21 protein-coding genes and 2 tRNA genes are annotated in these 20667 nt (G+C 65.8%); 14 read left to right on the forward strand and 9 right to left on the reverse strand.

Annotated elements, in window-relative coordinates:
* Positions 1–16 precede the first annotated feature (16 nt).
* The 9 genes from recF (at position 17) to J1902_RS08270 (ending at position 9127) form a co-directional block, all read left to right on the forward strand.
* Positions 17–1222, forward strand: coding sequence for a DNA replication/repair protein RecF (gene recF, locus J1902_RS08235; protein ID WP_207615763.1), 1206 nt, complete (start codon positions 17–19; stop codon positions 1220–1222).
* Entirely contained in the window at positions 1209–1763 is a 555-nt protein-coding gene (locus tag J1902_RS08240) for a DciA family protein (protein WP_207615764.1), read from the forward strand. Before recF ends, J1902_RS08240 begins: the two co-directional genes overlap by 14 nt.
* 409 nt (positions 1764–2172) lie before the next feature.
* Positions 2173–4251, forward strand: a complete 2079-nt coding sequence (gene gyrB / locus J1902_RS08245) for a DNA topoisomerase (ATP-hydrolyzing) subunit B (RefSeq protein ID WP_207615765.1) — start codon at positions 2173–2175, stop codon at positions 4249–4251.
* Between the two features lie 60 nt (positions 4252–4311).
* Complete coding sequence (gene gyrA, locus J1902_RS08250; protein WP_207615766.1) at positions 4312–6984, forward strand: DNA gyrase subunit A; 2673 nt, start codon at positions 4312–4314, stop codon at positions 6982–6984.
* The gene (locus J1902_RS08255) at positions 6981–7625 is read left to right on the forward strand and encodes a DUF3566 domain-containing protein (RefSeq protein WP_207615767.1); all 645 of its coding nucleotides are present in this window, start codon (positions 6981–6983) and stop codon (positions 7623–7625) included. Before gyrA ends, J1902_RS08255 begins: the two co-directional genes overlap by 4 nt.
* Positions 7626–7738: 113 nt before the next feature.
* A tRNA-Ile gene (locus J1902_RS08260) sits at positions 7739–7812 on the forward strand.
* A gap of 47 nt (positions 7813–7859) precedes the next feature.
* Positions 7860–7976 (forward strand): DLW-39 family protein, encoded by a 117-nt coding sequence (locus J1902_RS19305; protein WP_258439166.1) that lies wholly within the window; start codon positions 7860–7862, stop codon positions 7974–7976.
* 73 nt (positions 7977–8049) lie between these two features.
* Positions 8050–8125, forward strand: a tRNA-Ala gene (locus J1902_RS08265).
* A 78-nt stretch (positions 8126–8203) separates the two neighbouring features.
* Positions 8204–9127, forward strand: a complete 924-nt coding sequence (locus tag J1902_RS08270; RefSeq protein WP_207615768.1) for a DMT family transporter — start codon at positions 8204–8206, stop codon at positions 9125–9127.
* 56 nt (positions 9128–9183) lie between these two features.
* Here the strand turns inward: J1902_RS08270 and J1902_RS08275 are convergent, their stop codons facing one another.
* Both J1902_RS08275 and J1902_RS08280 read right to left on the reverse strand, forming a co-directional pair.
* Positions 9184–10059, reverse strand: a complete 876-nt coding sequence (locus J1902_RS08275; RefSeq protein WP_207615769.1) for a glycosyltransferase family 2 protein — start codon at positions 10057–10059, stop codon at positions 9184–9186.
* A 142-nt stretch (positions 10060–10201) separates the two neighbouring features.
* On the reverse strand, positions 10202–11170 hold the full coding sequence (locus tag J1902_RS08280) for a hypothetical protein (RefSeq protein ID WP_207615770.1): 969 nt from the start codon (positions 11168–11170) through the stop codon (positions 10202–10204).
* Positions 11171–11323: 153 nt separating this feature from the next.
* On the opposite strand from J1902_RS08280, the gene J1902_RS08285 reads away from it, so the two are divergent.
* Together J1902_RS08285 and J1902_RS08290 are read left to right on the forward strand one after the other, a co-directional pair.
* The gene (locus J1902_RS08285; RefSeq protein WP_207615771.1) at positions 11324–11866 is read left to right on the forward strand and encodes a peptidylprolyl isomerase; all 543 of its coding nucleotides are present in this window, start codon (positions 11324–11326) and stop codon (positions 11864–11866) included.
* 51 nt (positions 11867–11917) lie between these two features.
* Positions 11918–12772, forward strand: a complete 855-nt coding sequence (locus J1902_RS08290; RefSeq protein WP_207615772.1) for a rhomboid family intramembrane serine protease — start codon at positions 11918–11920, stop codon at positions 12770–12772.
* 778 nt (positions 12773–13550) lie between these two features.
* Here the strand turns inward: J1902_RS08290 and J1902_RS08295 are convergent.
* The 6 genes from J1902_RS08295 to J1902_RS08320 all read right to left on the reverse strand — a co-directional run bounded on the left by J1902_RS08295 (position 13551) and on the right by J1902_RS08320 (position 16929).
* Positions 13551–14150, reverse strand: a complete 600-nt coding sequence (locus J1902_RS08295; protein WP_207615773.1) for a DNA-3-methyladenine glycosylase I — start codon at positions 14148–14150, stop codon at positions 13551–13553.
* A gap of 140 nt (positions 14151–14290) precedes the next feature.
* On the reverse strand, positions 14291–14992 hold the full coding sequence (locus J1902_RS08300; RefSeq protein WP_207615774.1) for an alpha-ketoglutarate-dependent dioxygenase AlkB family protein: 702 nt from the start codon (positions 14990–14992) through the stop codon (positions 14291–14293).
* Complete coding sequence (locus J1902_RS08305; RefSeq protein WP_207615775.1) at positions 14989–15630, reverse strand: methylated-DNA--[protein]-cysteine S-methyltransferase; 642 nt, start codon at positions 15628–15630, stop codon at positions 14989–14991. The genes J1902_RS08300 and J1902_RS08305 overlap by 4 nt, the downstream gene beginning before the upstream one ends.
* Positions 15627–16124, reverse strand: coding sequence for an RNA polymerase sigma factor (locus J1902_RS08310; protein ID WP_207615776.1), 498 nt, complete (start codon positions 16122–16124; stop codon positions 15627–15629). Before J1902_RS08310 ends, J1902_RS08305 begins: the two co-directional genes overlap by 4 nt.
* Positions 16124–16633 carry a methylated-DNA--[protein]-cysteine S-methyltransferase gene (locus J1902_RS08315; protein ID WP_207615777.1) on the reverse strand — a complete coding sequence of 170 codons (510 nt, stop codon included), beginning with the start codon at positions 16631–16633 and terminating at the stop codon, positions 16124–16126. The genes J1902_RS08310 and J1902_RS08315 overlap by 1 nt, the downstream gene beginning before the upstream one ends.
* A 44-nt stretch (positions 16634–16677) precedes the next feature.
* Positions 16678–16929, reverse strand: a complete 252-nt coding sequence (locus J1902_RS08320; protein ID WP_207615778.1) for a cell division protein CrgA — start codon at positions 16927–16929, stop codon at positions 16678–16680.
* A 206-nt stretch (positions 16930–17135) separates the two neighbouring features.
* On the opposite strand from J1902_RS08320, the gene J1902_RS08325 reads away from it, so the two are divergent.
* The 3 genes from J1902_RS08325 to J1902_RS08335 are packed head-to-tail and all read left to right on the forward strand — an operon-like array spanning position 17136 to position 18738.
* Positions 17136–17927, forward strand: a complete 792-nt coding sequence (locus J1902_RS08325; protein ID WP_207615835.1) for a class E sortase — start codon at positions 17136–17138, stop codon at positions 17925–17927.
* A gap of 2 nt (positions 17928–17929) precedes the next feature.
* Positions 17930–18100 (forward strand): hypothetical protein, encoded by a 171-nt coding sequence (locus tag J1902_RS08330; RefSeq protein WP_207615779.1) that lies wholly within the window; start codon positions 17930–17932, stop codon positions 18098–18100.
* Positions 18097–18738: an aminodeoxychorismate/anthranilate synthase component II gene (locus tag J1902_RS08335; protein ID WP_207615780.1), complete on the forward strand. Its 642-nt coding sequence runs from the start codon at positions 18097–18099 to the stop codon at positions 18736–18738. Before J1902_RS08330 ends, J1902_RS08335 begins: the two co-directional genes overlap by 4 nt.
* 5 nt (positions 18739–18743) lie before the next feature.
* On the opposite strand, the gene pknB is transcribed toward J1902_RS08335, so the two are convergent.
* Entirely contained in the window at positions 18744–20663 is a 1920-nt protein-coding gene (gene pknB / locus J1902_RS08340) for a Stk1 family PASTA domain-containing Ser/Thr kinase (RefSeq protein WP_207615781.1), read from the reverse strand.
* Between the last annotated feature and the right edge of the window lie 4 nt (positions 20664–20667).

Below are 20667 nucleotides of genomic sequence, written 5' to 3' on the forward strand. Positions count from 1 at the left end.
GAGTCCAGCAGCAGGCGTGTACCTAGAACATCTTTCGCTCACCGATTTCCGCAGCTATGCGCAGGTCGACCTGAAGCTCGGCCCCGGCGTCACCGTCCTGGTGGGAGCCAACGGCATCGGCAAGACGAACCTCATGGAAGCCATCGGCTACCTGGCAAGCCTCAGTTCGCACCGCGTCAGCACGGACGGGCCGCTGCTGCGCTTCGGAACTGAGCGCGCCCTGATCCGGGCCAAGCTGGTCCGCGGCGAACAGTCAACGGTGATCGAACTCGAAATCAACGCCGGCCGGGCCAACCGCGGGCGCATCAACCGAGGCAATCCGGTACGTGCCCGGGACCTCCTGGGCATCTGCCAGACCGTGCTGTTTGCCCCCGAGGACCTCGCCCTGGTCAAGGGCGATCCGTCCAACCGGCGGCGTTTCCTTGATGAACTCCTGGTCAGCCTTGTGCCGCGGCATGCAGCCACCCGCAGCGACTACGACCGTGTGCTCAAACAGCGCAATGCCCTGCTGAAATCCGCCCGCGCCGGAAAATTCTCGGCCAGCCACGAGGCCACCCTTGAGGTGTGGGACCAGCACATGGCGCGCGCCGGGGCCGAGCTGCTGCACGCCCGCCTGGAGCTCGTGGAGCGGCTTCGCCCGCACCTGGACAGCGCGTACGCCAAGCTCACGGACGGTTCCAAAACGGCCGGCGCCGTGTACCGCTCCACGATCCAAGGCGTCCTCGACGACGACGGCGGCCCGGCCGAGCGCCCGGACGACCACTCCCCGGCACCTTCGGCGTCGGTGGAGGACCTCCGGCTGCTGTCCGTGGAGCAGCTTACCGAGCGCTATGTCCAGGCCTTCGCGGCGTCCCGCCGCAGGGAACTGGAGCGCGGGATTTCGCTGGTCGGCCCGCACCGCGACGAGCTCGAACTGGTCCTTGGCGAGGCCCCTGCCAAGGGTTACGCCTCGCACGGCGAAACCTGGTCCATGTGCCTGGCCCTGAGGCTTGCCTCCTACTACGTGATGCTGGATGACACCAGGACCGGCGGCACCGCCCCGATCCTGATTCTGGACGACGTGTTCGCCGAACTGGATGTGCAGCGGCGGCGTAAACTGGCAGCAATAGTTGCCGGAGCCGAACAGGTCCTGGTGACAGCCGCCGTCGACGCCGACATCCCGGAGGAGCTGGCCGGACGGCGCGTAACCGTTGTTCCGGGAGGCATCGATGGCGAAGGATAGCCGCGACGGACTCCAGCCCGGCCGGGAACCGGACGAAATCGACGCCGCCCAGGCCGCGCTGAACCGCATGCGCGACGCCGCCACGGCCCGTGGCGAAGTCCGGCAGCGCGCCCCGCGTTCCGGGGCAGCGCCCAAGCGGAAGGGCCTGCGGGATACCCGCGGCTTCACCCAGTTCCATGGCAGCGGCCGGGATCCCTTGGGCCTGGGCAAGGTGGTGGGCCGGCTCGTGGCCGAACGCGGCTGGACCTCGCCGGTGGCCGTGGGCTCCGTCATGGCGGAATGGGACACCCTGGTGGGCCCGGAAATCTCGGCCCACTGCACCCCGGAAAGTTTCACGGACACCACCCTTCATGTGCGCTGCGATTCCACGGCCTGGGCCACCCAGCTCCGGCTGCTGAGCATGAGCCTGCTGGAGATGTTCCGCAAGGAACTGGGCGACGGCGTGGTCACGAGCATCCAGGTTCTTGGCCCCTCGGCGCCGAGCTGGCGCAAGGGCGGCCGCAGCGTCAACGGCCGCGGCCCCCGCGACACCTACGGCTGAGGCATCCCGGGGGAAGACGCGTTCCGCGCCGGACGCGGTGCCGCCGTCGTCGGCCGAACCTGCCGCTGGCTGGACGCCGTGCAGGGCGATTCAACGCCCCCGGGCCGTATAGGCACCCAGCTGACCCACTAAAGGGCCCTTCCAGCGGGGGCCAGCGGCCTCCCAAGGGCACTTTCCCAGTCCGTCTGGCCCCGTATTGGCGGGGAAAAGCCCTATTTCACGGTAGAATCGGCATAGATAACTGGGCGCCGGTGCAACGTTGACGGAGTCGGATTTCCAGAAGATGGGATCGGATCACCAGCCAACCGAGGCATCGGCGCTATCAGTCACGTCCCTGTTGGCGCCCGCGGTTCACTGCGGGCAGATCCGGGAACGGCCATCATCGAGTACAGAGGAGTCGAAAGCGCCTGTGGCTAACGACAATGCAGAGACCTTGGCAGTAGAGCCCGAAGAGGAGAACGCCTCCAAAGCGGACACGACCGCGGAGGCACCCAGGGAATACGGTGCCAGCGACATCACCGTGCTTGAAGGCCTCGAAGCCGTGCGCAAGCGCCCTGGCATGTACATCGGTTCCACCGGTCCGCGCGGTCTCCACCACCTGGTATATGAAGTCGTGGACAACTCTGTCGATGAGGCCCTGGCCGGCTACTGCAGCCACATCGAGGTTACCCTCCGGGCCGACGGCGGTGTGAAAGTGGTGGACGACGGCCGCGGTATCCCCGTGGACATCCACCCCAGCGAGGGCAAGCCCACGGTCGAGGTGGTCATGACCATCCTGCATGCCGGTGGCAAGTTCGGCGGCGGCGGCTACGCCGTCTCCGGCGGCCTCCACGGCGTGGGCATCTCCGTGGTCAACGCGCTCTCCCGCCGCGTGGACACCGAGGTCCGCCGCCAAGGTCACGTCTGGCGCATGTCCTTCGCCGACGGCGGCAAGCCGCAGGGCGGGCTCGTCCAGGGCGAAGCCACCACCGAGACGGGTACCACGCAGACGTTCTACCCGGACGGCACCATCTTCGATTCCACCGTCTTCGACTTCGAAACCCTGCGCGCACGCTTCCAGCAGATGGCCTTCCTGAACAAGGGCCTGAAGATCACGCTGACGGACGAACGCCCCGTGCAGAGCGCCTCCGAGGACGACTTGGACCTCGACGCCGTAGCCACCGACGGCGAAGTCCCCGCCGAGCACCGCACTGTTGTCTACCAGTACAACGACGGCCTGCTGGACTACGTCAAGCACCTGAACTCGAACAAGAAGGTGGAGGTGGTCCACGAGGACGTCATCGCCTTCGAGACCGAGGACACCGAGCGGCACATCGCCGTCGAAATGGCCATGCAGTGGACCACCGCGTACTCCGAGAGCGTCCACACCTACGCCAACACCATCAACACCCACGAGGGCGGCACCCACGAAGAAGGCTTCCGTGCTGCGATGACCTCGCTCATCAACCGCTATGCGCGCGAGAAGAGCATCATCAAGGAAAAGGAAGACAACCTGACGGGTGACGACATCCGTGAAGGCCTTACCGCCGTCATCTCGGTCAAGCTCGCCGAACCGCAGTTCGAAGGCCAGACCAAGACCAAGCTGGGCAACTCCGAGGTCAAGGGCTTCGTCCAGCGCGTGGTCACCGACCAGCTCGGCGACTGGCTGGAACGCAACCCCGGCCCCGCCCGCGACGTCATCCGCAAGGCCATCCAGGCGTCCCAGGCTCGCATGGCGGCCCGCAAGGCCCGCGACAACGCCCGCCGTAAGAGCCCGCTGGAGTCCTTCGGCATGCCGGGCAAGCTCTCCGACTGCTCCTCCAAGGACCCCTCACGCTGCGAGGTCTACATCGTGGAGGGCGACTCGGCCGGCGGTTCCGCCAAGCGCGGCCGCAACCCCGAGACCCAGGCCATTCTGCCGTTGCGTGGAAAGATCCTGAATGTGGAGCGGGCCCGGCTGGACAAGGCCCTGGGCAACGCCGAAGTCCAGTCCATGATCACGGCGTTCGGCACCGGCATTGGGGAGGACTTCGACCTTGCCAAGCTGCGCTACCACAAGATCGTCCTGATGGCCGATGCCGACGTTGACGGCCAGCACATCACCACCCTGTTGATGACGCTGCTCTTCCGCTACATGCGTCCGCTGATCGAAAACGGCTACGTCTACCTGGCCCAGCCGCCGCTGTACCGGATCAAGTGGTCGAATGCCCCGCATGACTACGTGTACAGCGACCGCGAACGTGACGCCAAGATGCTCTCCGGCCAGGCTGCCGGCCGCCGCATTCCGAAGGACAACGGCATCCAGCGCTACAAGGGCCTCGGCGAAATGGACTACACGGAGCTGTGGGACACCACCATGGACCCGGACCACCGGACCCTGCTTCAGGTGACCATGGATGACGCTCTGGCCGCGGACCAGATCTTCTCCACCCTGATGGGCGAGGACGTCGAATCGCGCAGAAACTTCATTCAGCAGAACGCCAAGGACGTTCGGTTCCTCGACATCTAGCGGCTGGCGCCGACGAAGTAGTCCTGGACCGACATATACCTGAAACGGAAAACATAGACAATGAGTGACGAAACACCCGAGGTTCCCGCTGAATCGCCCGGCACCCCGGAAGCCGTTCTTGAGGGTGATCTGCTGATTGACCGCGTGGAGCAGGTGGACCTGCAGACGGAAATGCAGCGTTCCTACCTCGACTACGCCATGGCCGTCATCGTCGGCCGTGCCCTTCCGGACGTCCGTGACGGCCTGAAGCCCGTCCACCGCCGCGTGCTGTACGCGATGTTCGACGGCGGCTACCGCCCGGAGCGCTCCTTCAACAAGTGCGCCCGCGTGGTGGGCGAGGTCATGGGCCAGTACCACCCGCACGGCGACACCGCCATCTACGATGCCCTGGTCCGCCTGATCCAGGACTGGACCATGCGCTACCCGCTGGCCCTCGGCCAGGGGAACTTCGGTTCGCCCGGCAACGACGGCGCGGCAGCACCCCGGTACACCGAAACCAAGATGGCTCCGCTGGCGATGGAGATGGTCCGCGACATTGACGAGGAAACCGTCGATTTCCAGGACAACTATGACGGCAAGAACCAGGAACCCACCATCCTGCCGGCGCGTTTCCCGAACCTGCTGGTCAATGGCTCGTCCGGGATCGCCGTCGGCATGGCCACCAACATCCCGCCGCATAACCTGCGCGAAGTGGCAGATGGTGTGCAGTGGTACCTGGCCAACCCCGCCGCCAGCCGCGAGGAGCTGCTCGAAGAGCTGATCCTGCGCATCAAGGGACCGGACTTCCCCACGGGCGCCACGATCCTGGGCCACAAGGGCATTGAGGACGCCTACCGCACGGGCCGCGGCTCGATCACCATGCGTGCCGTGGTCAACGTGGAGGAGCTCCAGGGCCGCACCTGCCTGGTGGTCACCGAGCTGCCCTACCAGGCCAACCCGGACAACTTGGCCATCAAGATCGCTGAGCTCGTCAAGGACGGCAAGATCTCGGGCATCGCCGACCTCCGCGACGAGACCTCCGGCCGTACCGGCCAGCGCTTGGTGATCGTGCTCAAGCGCGACGCCGTCGCCAAGGTGGTCCTGAACAACCTGTACAAGCACACGCAGCTGCAGGACAACTTCGCGGCCAACATGCTGGCCATCGTGGACGGCGTGCCCCGCACGCTGAGCCTGGATGCCTTCATCCGGCACTGGGTCACGCACCAGCTGGACGTCATCGCACGCCGGACACGCTACCGCCTGCGCAAGGCCGAGGAGGAAGCGCACATCCTGCGCGCTCTCCTGAAGGCCCTGGACATGTTGGACGAGGTCATCGCCCTCATCCGCGCCTCCAACACCACCGAGGCCGCGCGCGACGGCCTCATGGGGCTGCTGGACATCGACGAGCTCCAGGCCCGCGCCATCCTGGACATGCAGCTGCGCCGCCTGGCCGCCCTGGAACGCCAGAAGATCCAGGAACGCCACGCTGAACTGGAAGCCCTGATCACCGAGTACAACTCGATCCTGGCCTCCGAGGAGCGCCAGCGCCAGATCATTAGCACCGAGCTCGCCGAGATCGTGGCCAAGCACGGCGACGACCGCCGCACCAAGGTCCTGATGGGCTTCGACGGGGACATGTCCATCGAGGACCTGATTCCCGAAGAGGAAATGGTGGTCACCATCACCCGCGGCGGCTACGTCAAGCGCACCCGCAGCGACAACTACCGCTCGCAGCAGCGCGGCGGCAAGGGCGTCAAGGGCGCCCAGCTGCGCGGCGACGACGTGGTGGAGCACTTCTTCGTCACTACCACGCACCACTGGCTGCTTTTCTTCACCAACCTGGGACGCGTGTACCGCGCCAAGGCCTACGAACTGGCCGAAGCTGGACGCGACGCCAAGGGCCAGCACGTGGCCAACCTGCTGGCCTTCCAGCCGGACGAGCACATCGCCCAGGTTCTGGACCTGCGCGACTACCAGCAGGCCCCGTATCTGGTCCTGGCCACCAAGAACGGCCTCGTCAAGAAGACGCGCCTGGAGGACTATGACACCCCTCGTTCCGCCGGTGTCATAGCCATCAACCTGCGCGACGAAGACGAACTCGTCTCGGCCCAGCTGGTGTCCGAAACCGACGACCTCCTGCTGGTCTCCCGCAAGGGCCAGTCCATCCGCTTCACCGCCACCGACGATGCCCTGCGTCCCATGGGCCGCGCCACGTCCGGCGTCACGGGCATGAAGTTCCGTGAAGACGACGAACTGCTGGCGGCCGACGTCGTCCAGGACGGCTCGTTCGTGTTCGTGGTGACCGAAGGCGGCTACGCCAAGCGCACCGCCGTCGAGGAATACCGGCTCCAGGGCCGCGGCGGGCTGGGCATCAAGGTGGCCAAGCTTGCCGAAGAGCGCGGCGACCTGGTGGGCGCGCTGATCGTGCAGGAAGAAGACGAAGTCCTGGTGGTCATGGAAGGCGGCAAGGTGGTTCGTTCCGCCGTTGCTGGCGTCCCCGCCAAGGGCCGCGACACCATGGGCGTTATCTTCGCCAAACCGGACAAGAATGACCGCATCATCGAGGTGGCACGCAACAGCGAACGCGGGCTCGAGGGCGAAGAATCCGAAGACGTACAGGACGATGACGTAACGTTGGCTGCGAACGGCGGCGCCATTGAGGCGACCGCAACGGCAGAATCGGGAGAGACCGCGGATCCGGACAACGGGACGGGCGCGGAGCTGAACGAAGACAACACCGGAGGTAACGAGTGAGTAATCCAGACTCATATCCCAAGCCGAGCACAGGCGTCCCCGGCGGGATCCGGCAGCCGTCCGGCGCCCCGCAGGTAGGCGCCCCCGCCCGTCCGCAGCAGCGGCCCGCGGCCGGACCCGCAGGCGCACGGCCAGCGGTCCCTGGCCAGCGTCCGGCCCCGGCAGGCGCGCGCCCGGCAGGCCAGAGGCCGGCACAGCCCGGCCAACGGCCCCTCCAGCCCGGCCAGCGGCCCGCGCAGGGCACTCCAGGGCTTGTGAAGCCCGCACCGAAGGCCAAGGTGCGCCGCGCGCGCCTGCTGGTCAGCAAGGTGGACCCGTGGTCGGTGCTGAAGATGGCGTTCTTGCTGTCGGTGGCTCTGGGCATCGTCACCGTGGTGGCTGCAATCGTGCTGTGGACCGTCCTGGACATCACCGGCATCTTCAACCAGGTGGACAGCCTCCTGGGCACCCTCGCGGGCTCGGAAGGCGGTGCCTCCGAACTGAAGAAGGTCGCTTCCCTGGGCCAGGTGGCCTCCTTCGCCACCATCATCGCGGTGGTGAACGTGGTGCTGCTGACGGCCCTGTCCATGCTCTCGGCCGTTTTGTATAACATTTCGGCAACGTTGGTTGGCGGAATCGGCGTCACCCTCACGGATGACTAGCCAAAAACCCCGGAAATAAGCCGGAATCGCCGCAAAATGGCGGTGAAAATGCCTCGATTTGAGATCGGGCCGGGATGTGCTGTACAGTCATATCTCGGCCCGATGAGGCATCGGGGCGTATAGCTCAGGCGGTTAGAGCGCTTCGCTGATAACGAAGAGGTCCCAGGTTCAAGTCCTGGTACGCCCACGGAACCTAAGCAGGTTCGGGTAACACTGAACCGGAATGAGGTGCTTGTGAAGAAGTTGCTGATTGTTGCAGCTGCGATCGCAGGCGTCCTGCTCTATAAAAAGGTGCAGGAGTCCGAAGCCCGGAAAGAGGTCTGGAGCAAGGCAACCGACACGGTTGACTAGCTAAGGGAGACCGTCAAGCGGATGGTGAAAACCGTCCTGATGACTGGTGTATGATTGACGGGTTGCTTCTTATGGGGGCATGGCGCAATTGGTAGCGCACCTGCTTTGCAAGCAGGGGGTTCGGGGTTCGAGTCCCCGTGCCTCCACCATAAGAAAAGTCCCGGTCAGAAATGACCGGGACTTTTGCATTTAAGTGGTGCTTGCCCGCTCTCGATTAGGGTTTGAACGTGAATCTTCTTATTGCCGCCCTGGGCGTGCTGGGTGTCGCATCGTCGGGCCCGCTCATTGCCGGCACGCTGGCTGCAACGTCCGTCAGCGCCCTGGCCATCGCTTTCTGGCGCAATGCGATCGGCGCGGCAGTGATGTCCGCGCCGGTCCTTGTCCGGGAACCGCGCCAGTTCGGCAAGGTGACGCGTCGCGAGTTCACGTGGTCCGCCGTCGCAGGCACCGCGCTGGCACTGCACTTCGCCTGCTTCATCACGTCCCTCCAGCTGACCTCCGTGGCGGCCGCCAGCGCCCTCGTGTGCCTGCAGTCGGCCTGGATCGCCGTCTTCCAGCTCTTCCGCGGCACCCGGCACCGCTGGCCGGTCCTGGTGGGCCTGGGAATCGCCTTCGGCGGCGTCGTGGCTATCACCGGCTTCGACATGGGTTCCTCCCCCGAGGCCCTCCTGGGTGACCTGCTGGCCCTTGCCGGCGGCGCCCTGGCCGGCCTCTACACGCTGGCCGGAGGCAAGGCGCGCCAGACGATGGGCGTCGGGACCTACACAACGCTCTGCTACGGCCTGTGTGCCGCCGTGGTGGCCGTGCTGGCCCTGTTCATGGGCCAGCCGCTCACAGGGTTCGACGCCGGCGGCTGGCTGGGGATTCTGGCCATCACCGTCTGCGCACAACTGGTGGGGCACACCGCCTTCAACCACCTCCTGGCGACCATGAGTCCTTTGCTGGTCTCCATGATCATCCTGCTGGAGATCCCCGGCGCCGCGATTCTTGCCGCGATCTTCCTGCACGAGATGCTGCCGGCGGGAACCTACGCCGGGCTGGCGCTCATCCTGGCCGGACTCGCCGTCGTGGTGGTGGGCCAGATGCGGAACAAGGGCACCGCGGCTGACGAGGCCTCCGCGGCGAAGGTCGCCGGGCTCGGCACCGACTGACAGTACTGCCGGCAAGGAGCGGCACCGGCCAGCAGCAGCGCGGGCAGCTCCGGGCGCTACTGGCCGCCCCGGCGGGCCACCTGGCTGGAGTTGGCCGTGTGGATGGCGCGCAGGATCTTTGCCGGGAAGTAGACGGAGAAGAACACCACCATGGGTGCCTTCAGGGCCATCTTCTTGACGTTGTGGGCCTTGTAGGTGCGGTCGAAGCGCGTCACGTAGTAGCGGTAATCGCGCGGTGAGTCTTCCAGGCGGCGCGCAGACATGCCGGAGACCATCTGCGGCCAGTACTGCACCTTGAGGTCGTGCTCGGCGAGGTGCAGCGAGAGGTCGATGTCCTCGTGCATCTCGTCCTTCGCGTCCAGGCAGGCTTCGTCGCGGATGGTTTCCCAGGCGGAGCGGCGCAGCGCCATGTTGGAGCCGAACAGGAAGTGGTATTGGTGCTTGGCCAGGCGGAGCATGAGCTGGCGCATCTTGTCGTCGGCCTTGAGACCGAAGCGGCGCATGGGCATGTCGTAGTAGACCACGGGGCCGGTGGCGGCCTGCACTGAGGGGTCCATAAAGGCGTTCTGCACCTGTTCCACCCAGTCCGGTTCGAGGACGGAATCCGCGTCGATGCGGCCCAGGACCTCCCCGGCGGCATGGTTGAGGCCGAAGTTGCGGGTGGGGATCAGGCCCTGGGACTCATCCTGGCTGAGCAGGATGATGGGGCTCTCAGGGTATTCCTGCTGCATCTGGCGCACGATCGGGGCCGTGCGGTCCGTGGACTTGTTGTCCACCACGATGATCTCGTCAGCCGGAACCGACTGGTAGATGGCGGCGATGAGGCACTGCCTGATGACGGATTCCTCGTTGTAAGCCGGGATAACGATGGAAACGCCCGGCTTGGCGGGGGCGTCACGGAGTACATCTTGGGTGGATCTATCGGCTGACATCACCCACAAATCTAACATCACGCCGCGGGACATTGACGGAGGCCGGGTTACGTCTGGGTAAACACTGAGGGGACCCCGGCGGTGCCGGGATCCCCTCAAAATGCTTGCGGATGCGGGCTACAGGGCCCGTCCGCCGCGCGGACTATTTGGCGTCCGGGTCCCCTGAAGACGTGCTCTCGGGAGCCTTGCCCTCGGATTCCTTGTGCAGGCTGGCGGCGATGTTCTTGACGGCGGTCTTGGCATCGGTGGCAACCTTGGCGGCCGTCTCCTTGGCCTCCTCAGCGGTGTGCTGGACCTTTTCCGCGATCTCCTCTGCGGCCTCCTTGATGGCTTCCTTTGCTTCGGCCACGGGGCCGGGGCTAGCTACGGGGCCGGCAGTGGCAGTGGCAGCGGTGGACGCGGAGGGCGCCGGGGCCGGGGTGACCGGAACCGGAGTCTTCCACGGATCCTCGACAGGCTTGGAAGCCTTCCAGGCGGCAACGCCCGCAGCCACGGCCGCGGCGATGACGGTAACGATCAGCAGGCCCCGCTTCTTGGGCTTGCGAGGCCGGGTGAGTTCTGCGCTGACGGCCTTGGAGGCTTCCCCGGCCACGACCTTCAGCTGGGATCCGGCCGTCTGGGCCTGGTCCTGCAGGGTGTGCACAACACCGGCGTCCACCAGCTTCTGGGCCACTGCATCAACCTGGGCTGGGGCGTTCTCCAGCGCATGGTGGACGACCTCCGAGGCGTGTCCAAGCTGCTCGGAGAGCTTCGGCAAGTAATCCTCCACAACCTTGTCCCGCGCGTGCTCAAGCGCAGGAGTGGCCTTGTTGAGGGCGTCCTGGATCTTCGGCGTGGCGTCATCCACGGCATCGTGGATCTTCGGCGCGAGGTTCGCCAGGCCTTCCTGGAGGCGCGGCGTAACGGTTGCGACGCCGTCGGCGAGGTTGTGTGCTGCTGTCTTCAGACCCTCCTGGATCTTCGGGGAAGCGGTGTCGATGCCGTGCTGCAGGCGGGGAACCGCCCAATGCACGGCTGCTTCGACGCGGGGCGCGGCCCAGTCACGGGCGTTGTCCACACCCGCTGCGACGGAGTGTTCAAGGTCGCGGGCAATCCGGTCCGATTTTTTCACAACTACCTCCCGATACACGTGCTGATTTGTTGTTAGCCTACGTCGCCTGACCCGCACGGGCTATCCATCTGGCGGATTGGTAGAAGATTTCACCGAGCGCGGAACCGCTCCCACGGCTCCTTGTACGTTGACCCTGCATGAAAGAATGTGGCTATGACCATCGCAACCGCAAAAGCAACCATCCACACGAACCTCGGCGACATCGTGGTTGACCTCTTCGGCAACCACGCCCCCAAGACGGTCGCCAACTTCGTAGGCCTGGCCACGGGTGAAAAGTCCTGGACGCACCCGGAAACCGGCGAAGACAAGACCGGTACCCCGCTGTACAACGGCACTATCTTCCACCGCATCATCAAGGACTTCATGATCCAGGCCGGCGATCCGCTGGGCCGTGGCGTGGGCGGACCGGGCTACAAGTTCGACGACGAAATCCACCCGGAACTGAACTTCAACTCCCCTTACAAGCTGGCCATGGCGAACGCCGGCATCCAGATGGGCAAGGGCACCAATGGTTCGCAGTTCTTCATCACCACCGTCAACACCGACTGGCTGTTCGGCAAGCACAGCATCTTCGGCGAAGTTGTGGACGAAGAGTCCCGCAAGGTTGTCGACGCCATCGAGGCCGTCCGCACCGGCATGGGCGACCGCCCTGTTGAAGATGTTGTCATCAACAGCATCGACGTCGTACAGCTCTAGTCGCAGCAGGCCGGCCTGGCTGGCTGGCTGCCAACAAAAAGAACTGAGCAAATGAGTTACGGAATCCCGGCGGCAGAGCCGTCCGCAGACATCCCCGTGTGTCCCCGGCACCCGGACAGGCCTTCCTATGTCCGGTGCCAGCGTTGCGGGCGCCCAGCGTGCCCCGAATGCCAGCGGGCGGCCGCCGTCGGGTTCCAATGCATTGACTGCGTCAATGAAACAAAGCGCACGACGCCGGGCGTCCAGTCGGTCTACGGCGGCGCCCTCGCCGCTGGCCGGCCCCTGGTGACGTACCTGATCATCGCGCTGTGCGTTGTGGTCTACGTCCTGCAGTGGCTGATCCCCAAGGACGCGGTGTTCCAGGAGTTTGCCTTCGCGAACGCCTTTGCCCCCACCGAGCCGTGGCGCATGCTGACGGCCGCCTTCCTGCATTCGCAGGATCTGCTCCTCCACATCGTGCTGAACATGTACACACTGTGGATCTTTGGCCAGGCCCTTGAGCCCCTCCTGGGACGCATCCGCTTCCTGGCCCTTTACCTGCTGTCCGCGGTCGGCGGGTCGCTTGGCTACCTGCTGCTGACGCCCACGTTCCCGCTTGTGGGCGTGGTGGGTGCCTCAGGAGCCATCTTCGGCCTGTTCGGCGCCATGCTGGTGGTCCAGCGGCACCGCGGCGGCGATACCAGGCAGCTCTGGATCCTGATCGCGATCAACGGTGTGATCGGGTTCATGGTGCCCAGCATCGCCTGGCAGGCCCACCTGGGCGGTCTGGTGACCGGTGCACTGAGCGCCGCCGTCATCGCCTACGCCCCGCGGGGCAAGAACCGCAGCCTGCTGCAGGCCGCCGGGCTGGTCCTGGTGCTCGTCCTGTTGGCCCTGGCCGCTTGGTTCCGCATTACGACGGGCTAGCCTTTTCCCTCTGCTTTCCCCTGCTGCCATGCGGCCATTCCGTGTTGCCTGGAAGTTTTCCACAGTCGTTATCCACATTGTGCGTAACTTACACACTTGTAGTTCCTGCGCCTTCCCCTGAAAAAAGCCTGGCACAGCTGAACCGGCTGCGTTTCCTCACCTCCCAGTCCACAACTGTGGATAACCTTCACCCACAGCCTGGTGATTTTGTGGACAACTGCGGGTTTCGCGGGATGGTTGTGGAAAAACTTGTCGGCAAGCGGCAGATCGGGCCGCTATCAACAGGGTTATCAACAATGTTAATAACTTACACAGTTGTAGTTCATGGCCTGCGATGGGCCCTGGATCCCAGTATTGGGGCGGATTTTCAGGATGTAGTCGGGTGGTTATCCCCATCTGTGGATAACTTGTGGGTAGCGGCCTGTTGTTAAGTGGGTAACACCGCGGGGCTCCCCCCGCCGGCAGGACGGGGCCGCAGGGGGCCTGGATGCCTGCGTGAAAATGCACGCAATAGCCGGCATGTGAAGATTTCAATCCCCCAGGATGAACAATCCATGAAGCCGCAGCCACTATCCACAGTGTTGTGCACATTGGGCATAATCGGCCCACCGGCATGAAGGTGACCAAGATTCCTGCCATGGCGGTGCTTTTCCCCAGTAATCCATGGATGTCCACATAAGTTATCCACGCCTGTGGATAAAGTTACGCACTCTGTGGACAGCAGCTGGGGAGATCAGGCCTTGCCCGGCCTCAAACCTCACTCAGCCCCAAACCTCACTCAGCCCCAAACACCCGAGCTTCCCCGGCGGTGGCTGTCCACCAGGTGCGTGTCGATGATCCCCACGGCTTCCATGAGTGCATACATGGTGGTGGGCCCGACGAAGGCGAAACCCTTCTTGCGCAGCGCCTTGGACAAGGCGACAGATTCCGGTGACTGCGTGGGCACCTCACCGAGGGTCCGTGGCTCCGGCGTCGTGTCCGGGCGGAAGGACCAGACGAAGTCCACCAGACCGCCTTCCTGGCGCAGGGCGATGGTTGCCTTGGCGTTGGTGATGGTGGCCCGGATCTTGAGCCGGTTCCGCACGATGCCGGAGTCCAGCATGAGACGTTCGACGTCGTCCTCGGTGAACGCTGCGACGCTCTCCGGATGGAAGTCCAGGAAGGCCACCCGGAAGCCGGGGCGCTTGCGCAGGATGGTGGCCCAGGACAGGCCGGCCTGGAAGCCCTCGAGGCTGATGCGCTCGTACATGCCCTGCTCGTCGCGGACGGGGATTCCCCATTCATGGTCGTAGTACTCGCGCAGGAGCGGATCCACGGAGGCCCATGCCGGGCGGGCCAGGCCGTCGTCGCCGATGATGGTGCCGTTCTCCGGGGTCATGCGCGCTCCTCTGCGGCCCCAGCGCGCGGCGGAGGCCCTTGATGTTGCTGGTGGGGACAACCCGTTCCTGCTGGGGACAAGTCCCTCTTGGTGGACACTCTGTAGGTGGACATTGCGTTAGTGGACATTGTGCCTGCCGGCTACGACATTCCGGTGACCCGCATGGTGATGTTGATCCGCCCATGCGCCAGTCCGCAGCCCTCGGGTGCCGTTCCGGGGCGCACCTTGGGGATGCCGTGGTACGCGAACCGGGAGGGGCCGCCGAACACGAAGAGGTCTCCCGAGCCGAGTTCGACGTCGGTGTACGGCTTGGTGCGCGTCTCCGTATTGCCGAAGCGGAAGACGCAGCCGTCACCGATGCTCAGGGACACCACCGGGGCGCTGGAGCGCTCGTCCTTGTCCTGGTGCATGCCCATGGTGGCCGCGTCGTCGTAGAAGTTCACCAGGGCCGCGTCCGGGGTGTATCCGGCGGCGTCGTAACCGGCGCCATAGGCCTCGGCCAGCGCCTTCCGTCCCAGTCGCACCATCCACTCCGGGAAGTCGAGCACCCTGCGGCCGTTCACGTCGCCGGCGTCGCGGGTGTATTTGTAGGGCTGCCAGTGCCAGCCCAGGCACACGGTGCGCACGGACATCCGGTGGCCGCCCGGCAGGGCGGCGGCCCGCAGCGGAACCGGGCCCTGGGCCCATTCGTGGAACTGGGCCACGATCCAGCGTTGCTGCTCCGGGCTCAGCCAGCCCGGCACATGCACGGCACCCGGAGCGATGACCCGGGGACCGGCGTCGGGCACGTCCTCCGGGATCGGCGAAAGCGGAAACAGCGGCGGAGTTTCGCTGGCACTCATGCGGCGGCCTCGAGCGAGAGGAGTGTGCGCTTGGCCTCGGTCCCGCCCAGGTAGCCGCCGAAGGAGCCGTCCGATTTCACCACCCGGTGGCACGGGACGATCAGCGGCAGCGGGTTGGTGGCGCACGCCGTGCCGACCGCGCGCACCGCCCGGGGGCTGCCGGCCGCCTGGGCCACCTCGGCGTAGCTTTCCGTGCGGCCGTAGGCGATGTGCGGCAGGTGCTGCAGCACGCTCAGCCGGAAGCCGCGGGAGAGCCGGAAATCCAGTGGAAGATCGAACTCCCGGCGGGTGCCTGCGAAGTACTCATCCAGCTCCCGCGCCGCGGCATCAAGCCGGGCGGGCACCCGCAGGATCCGCGGACTGACCTTTTCGGCGAGCAGCTGCAGAACGGCGTCGTGGTCCTCCAGGGCGAAGGCGACACGCACGATGCCCTGTTCCGTGGCGGCGAGCAGCAGCTTGCCGAGCGGGGAATCGACCACCCGGTAGGCGACGTCGAGGGCGCCTTTGCTCCGGGCGTCCTCGGCGAGGCGCTGGTGCAGGCGGTCAAGGGCGGCTGCGTCCGCGGTGGTCAAGGGTGCGGTTGCGGGGGCGAAGAGCCTGGCGGCGTCCGCGTCCGTGAATCCGGTGTCGATGCTCATGGGGTCCCTCCTGTCAAAAGCGGTGCCGCGAGGACGGTGCGCAGCGCCTTGATGCCGTCTGCGCCGGCCCGCCGGGCGGCGTCGGGCGTGCCGCCGACGATGGCGGCGATGTCCTTGTAGGGCAGCCCGGCCAGGTAGTGGTACGCCACTGCCTGGCGCTGCTTGGGCGGCAGTTGCCCGACGGCGTCGAGCAGTTCTGCCTGTCCGTCGTCCGGGATGCCCAGCCGGGAATGCCGCTCCGGCGGTTCCTCGACCGGCACGGCACGCCGGTTCCGCGAACGGACGAGGTCGATGGCCTTGCGGTGCGCGATGGTGACCAGCCAGGCCTCCACGTTGGCCCCCGGCGGCAGTTCCGGATAGGCCTGGAGCGCGGACAGGAAGGTCTCGGACCAGCCGTCCTCGGCATCGTGGGGACCGAGCACCGCCCGGCACACCCGCAGCACGGTGGGGCCGTGCTCCTGGACGATGGCTTCGAACGGTTTCCTGGGCTCCATCAGAAGAGCTTGCTTTCCTTCACGGCCGCGGGTTCCTCGAGGTCGAGCAGGAACCGCTTGTTCTCCAGGCCGCCCGCGTAGCCGGTGAGGCTGCCGTCCCGTCCCACCACCCGGTGGCAGGGGACCACGATGCTCAGCGGGTTCCGGCCGACGGCCGAACCGACCGCCTGCGCCAGATTGGGGTCGCCCAGTTCGGCGGCAATTTCGCCGTAGCTGACGGTTTCACCGAAGGGAATGAGGTCCAGGCGGGCCCAGACCTTCTCCTGGAAGGGATTTCCACTTGCCTTGTACGGGAAGTCGAAGCCGGTGCGTTCACCGTGGAAGTATTCGTCCAGTTCCGCGGCGGCGCGGGCAAGGACGGGATCCTCTGGAGGGACGGCAGTACCGAAGTATTCCGGTGGCGGCATATGCCAGTGCCCCTCGAAGAAGATGCCCTTCAGGATCCCGCCGTCGGCGACCAGCGTCAGCTGTCCCAGCGGCGAATCAATGATGGTGTGCCTGGTGCTCATGTCCTGTAGACGGTCCGGGCGGCGGAAATGTGAGGTCGGGGCCGCTAGGAGCGCCAGCGCGTGGTCATGAGGAAGCCCACGATCGCGATGCCGAAGCCTGCCACGATGTTCCACGAACCCCAGTCGCGCACCGGGAAGAGACCTTCGCTGATGTAGAAGGTGATGATCCAGATCAGGCCGACGATCATGAGTCCGAACATGACAGCCTTGTACCAGACGGGGTTCGGCGTGTTCTGCGCCGCCGACGTCTGCTGGGCCTGGCGGGCAGGCCTCTTGCGTGGCTTGGACTCGGGCACGGATCCTCCTTGGCTGGCTGAACAAAATGCATAGGCGCACACCCTTGATATCCTGCAGGAAGGAAAATTCCAGCGGTTCAATGCGCGCGGTAATTCTGGGTTCGTACTAGCTGCCAAGTCTAGCCGGAAGTCAGCACCGCCAGCGCCTCCCGCGCCTGTGAAGAGGAGACCCTGTGGCTCAGCAGCAGACGGACGGATCCGCTGCCATGACCACCGGCGGCGGAACTCCGGCACCGCTGCCCAAGCGGCGCATCACAGCAGGCGATGTGGTCCGCAAGATCGTGCAGATCATCGGCGAACTGCTGGTGACCGCGGGCGTCGTCCTGTTGCTGTTCGTAGCCTGGGAACTCTGGTGGACCAACGTGGAAGCCGATGCCAAGCAGAGCGAGGCTATCAAGAGCTTCACGCAGGACTTCGACGGACCCCTGGCCCCGGTGGCCCCGCCGTCAGCCTCTGCAGTACCGGTCAACTACGGCCCTCCCGCGGTGGCGCAGGCCCCCGGGCACGGCGGCATGATCGGCATCATGTACATCCCGCGCTTCGGCCCCGACTACACCCGCCCCATCATCCAGGGCACCAGCAGCGACATCCTGGACACGCTCGGACTGGGCCACTACGCCAACACCACCATGCCGGGCGCGCCCGGAAACTTCGCCGTGGCCGGCCACCGGCAGACACATGGGGCCGTGCTGGACAACATCCACCTCCTGGTGCCCGGGGACAGGATCTACGTCCAGACCACGGACGGCTATTACACCTACGTGTTCCGGAACAACCAGATCGTCATGCCGGAGCGCACGGACGTCCTGCTCCCGGTTCCGACGCAACCCGGGGCAGAGCCCACGGACAGTTTCCTCACCATGACCAGCTGTAACCCGCGCTTCGGGGCCCAGGAACGGATCATCGCCTACTCCGTCCTGGAGAGCTGGCAGCCGGTCTCCGCCGGGCCGCCGTCGGAGATCGCCCCACAAGTCGCCCAGGCCCACGGAAAGGGATAGCAATGTACGGATGGATTTTCCGCCACTTGCCGGGACCCCTGTGGGTGCGGATCCTGACTTCCCTGGTGCTGGTGGCCGGAGCCCTGGTGCTCATGGTCCAGTTCCTGTTCCCTTGGTTTTCGCAGTTCACCACACTCACCGACTCAACGATTGGTTCAGCGCAGCAGCCATGAGCACAACAAAAATCCTCGTCGTGGACAACTACGACAGCTTCGTCTACACCCTTGTCGGCTACCTTCAGGAGCTCGGCGCCGAAACCACCGTGGTCCGCAATGACGACGTGACCCTCGCCGAGGCCACCGAGCTGGCAGCGGCACGCGACGGCATCCTGGTCTCGCCCGGCCCGGGCACGCCTGCCGAGGCCGGCGTCTGCATCGAGCTGATCAAGTGGTGCGGCGAGAACAACAAACCGATGTTCGGCGTCTGCCTGGGCCACCAGGCCCTCGCCGAGGCGTACGGCGGCGTGGTGACGCATGCCCCGGAGCTCATGCACGGCAAGACCTCGCCCGTGCTGCACGAGGGCAAAAGCGTCTTCGCGGGCCTGCCCTCGCCCGTCACGGCCACGCGCTACCACTCGCTGGCCGCCGTCCGGGAATCCATCCCCGACGTCCTGGAAATCACCGCGGAAACCTCCAGCGGCGTGATCATGGGCCTGCAGCACCGGACGGCGCCACTGTGCGGCGTGCAGTTCCACCCGGAGTCCGTGCTCACCGAGGGCGGCTACCAGATGCTCGGCAACTGGCTTGAATCGCTGGGCATGGCAGGCGCCGCGGAGCGTGCGTCGAAGCTGAGCCCGCTCATCCAGCACTGACCGGCTCAGCCGCCGCCCTTGCCGCCCTTGCTTTCCGTGGCGGTAGGCGTCGGAGTGGGTTCCGGCGCCGGGGCCTTGGCCACGGTCACCGTGATGGTCTTGCCCTGCTCCACCAGGCTGTCTGCCGGGTCACTCTGATGCGTGACGGTGCCGGGGGCCACAACGGCGTTTTCCTGCTCGACGACGGCCATCGCCAGGCCGTTCGCCTTCAGCAGCGCGTCGGCCTCGTCCTTGGGCAGGTTCCTGAGCTCGGGCACGGCCACCTTGCCCGAGGAAATGACGAGCTCAACCTCTGCTCCGACGGAAACCGCGGCCCCGGGGGCCGGGCTGGTGTTGATGACCAGACCGCTCGGAACGGTGGCGCTGTTGGCGATCTTGGCTGAGATTACGCCGGTCATGCCCATTTGCCGCAGGGCGTCACGGGCTGACGATTCGGTCTTTCCGAGGATCTCCCGGGGGATGGTGACCGAACTGGGGCCGTCCGAGATGTTCAGGACCACCTCGGAGTTCCGCTCCAGGGATGTCCCGGCGTCAGGGACGGTGCCGATGGCCGTGCCCTTGCTGATCTTGTCGTGCGGGAGCCGGTTTGTTTTGGGGACCAGCTTGGCGTTGTAGATTTCCTGGATGGCCTGCGCCTCGCTCATGCCGCTCACCGAAGGAACATCGGACGTGGGCGGGGGCGGTGCCTTGAAATTGACGGTGCTGTAGATCCAGAATCCACCGCCGGCCAGCACCAGGAGCGTGAAGACCACCAGCGTGGCCGCCCACGCCCGGCGCCGGCGTTTCTGGGCCTTGCTCCGCTCGCGTTCGGGCGGCAGGCCGAGGGGCAGTGCTTCCTCGTCGGCGAAGTCGTCCACGGCATGCATTGCCAGCAGGGTGTCCTCCGCGGTGTCCCCGGCTTCCGCGCCGGCCTCATGCGAGGGCGAGGCCAGGAATCCTGCGGAGGTGCCGTTAAGGCCGGCGGAAGGTACGACGTCGGTGGGATCCGTAGGTGCCTCGGCGGCGGCGGGTTCCGGCACGGCTATCCCGTTGCTCGCCGCCCGTAGGGCGCGGCGGAAGGCGGCCGCATCCTGGAAGCGGTCCGAGCGGTTCTTCTGCAGGGCCTTCGCCAAGACACTGTCCAAGGCTTCGGAAACCTCGGGGTTGAAGGTGCTGGCCGGTTCCGGGATCTCGCGGACATGCTGGTAGGCCACCGAGACGGGGCTATCACCCAGGAACGGCGGACGGCCGGTCAGTGTTTCGTACAGCAGGCAACCGGCGGAGTACAGGTCGCTGCGGGCATCGACAGCTTCGCCGCGTGCCTGCTCGGGCGACAGATACTGGGCCGTGCCCACCACTGCCTGGGTCTGCGTCATGGTGGCCGCGGAATCCGCCATGGCACGGGCAATGCCGAAGTCCATGACCTTTACGTCGTCCGTGTCCTCGCACACCATCACATTGGCCGGCTTGATGTCCCGGTGCACAATGCCGGCCTTGTGGCTGTATTCCAGGGCAGACAACACGCCGAGGGCGAAGTTGACGGAGTCCGCGATGCTCAGTTCCTTGGCACGGGCCATGTCGCGCAGCGTCCGCCCGCGAACGAACTCCATCACGATGAACGGCACCGGCACGCTCTCGCCGGAATCGCCCGGCACCTCGAACTCGCCGGTGTCGTAGATCGCCACGATCGATGGATGGTTCAGCGCCGCGACAGCCTGGGCCTCCCGCTTGAACCTCGCCTGGAACTGCGGGTCCCGGGCAAGGTCAGCGCGCAGGATCTTGACGGCGATGGTCCGTCCCAAAAGGGTGTCCACGCCACGGTGGACGTCCGCCATGCCGCCACGGCCGATCAACTCACCGACCTCGTAGCGGCCATTGAGGACATGCTGCGGCTTCGCCGGGGAACGGTCCTCCCTGTGCGCTGGACTGGGGCGTGGAGTTGACATGGCT

The sequence above is a fragment of the Arthrobacter cavernae genome, from assembly GCF_017368795.1.
Lineage (GTDB): Bacteria > Actinomycetota > Actinomycetes > Actinomycetales > Micrococcaceae > Arthrobacter > Arthrobacter cavernae.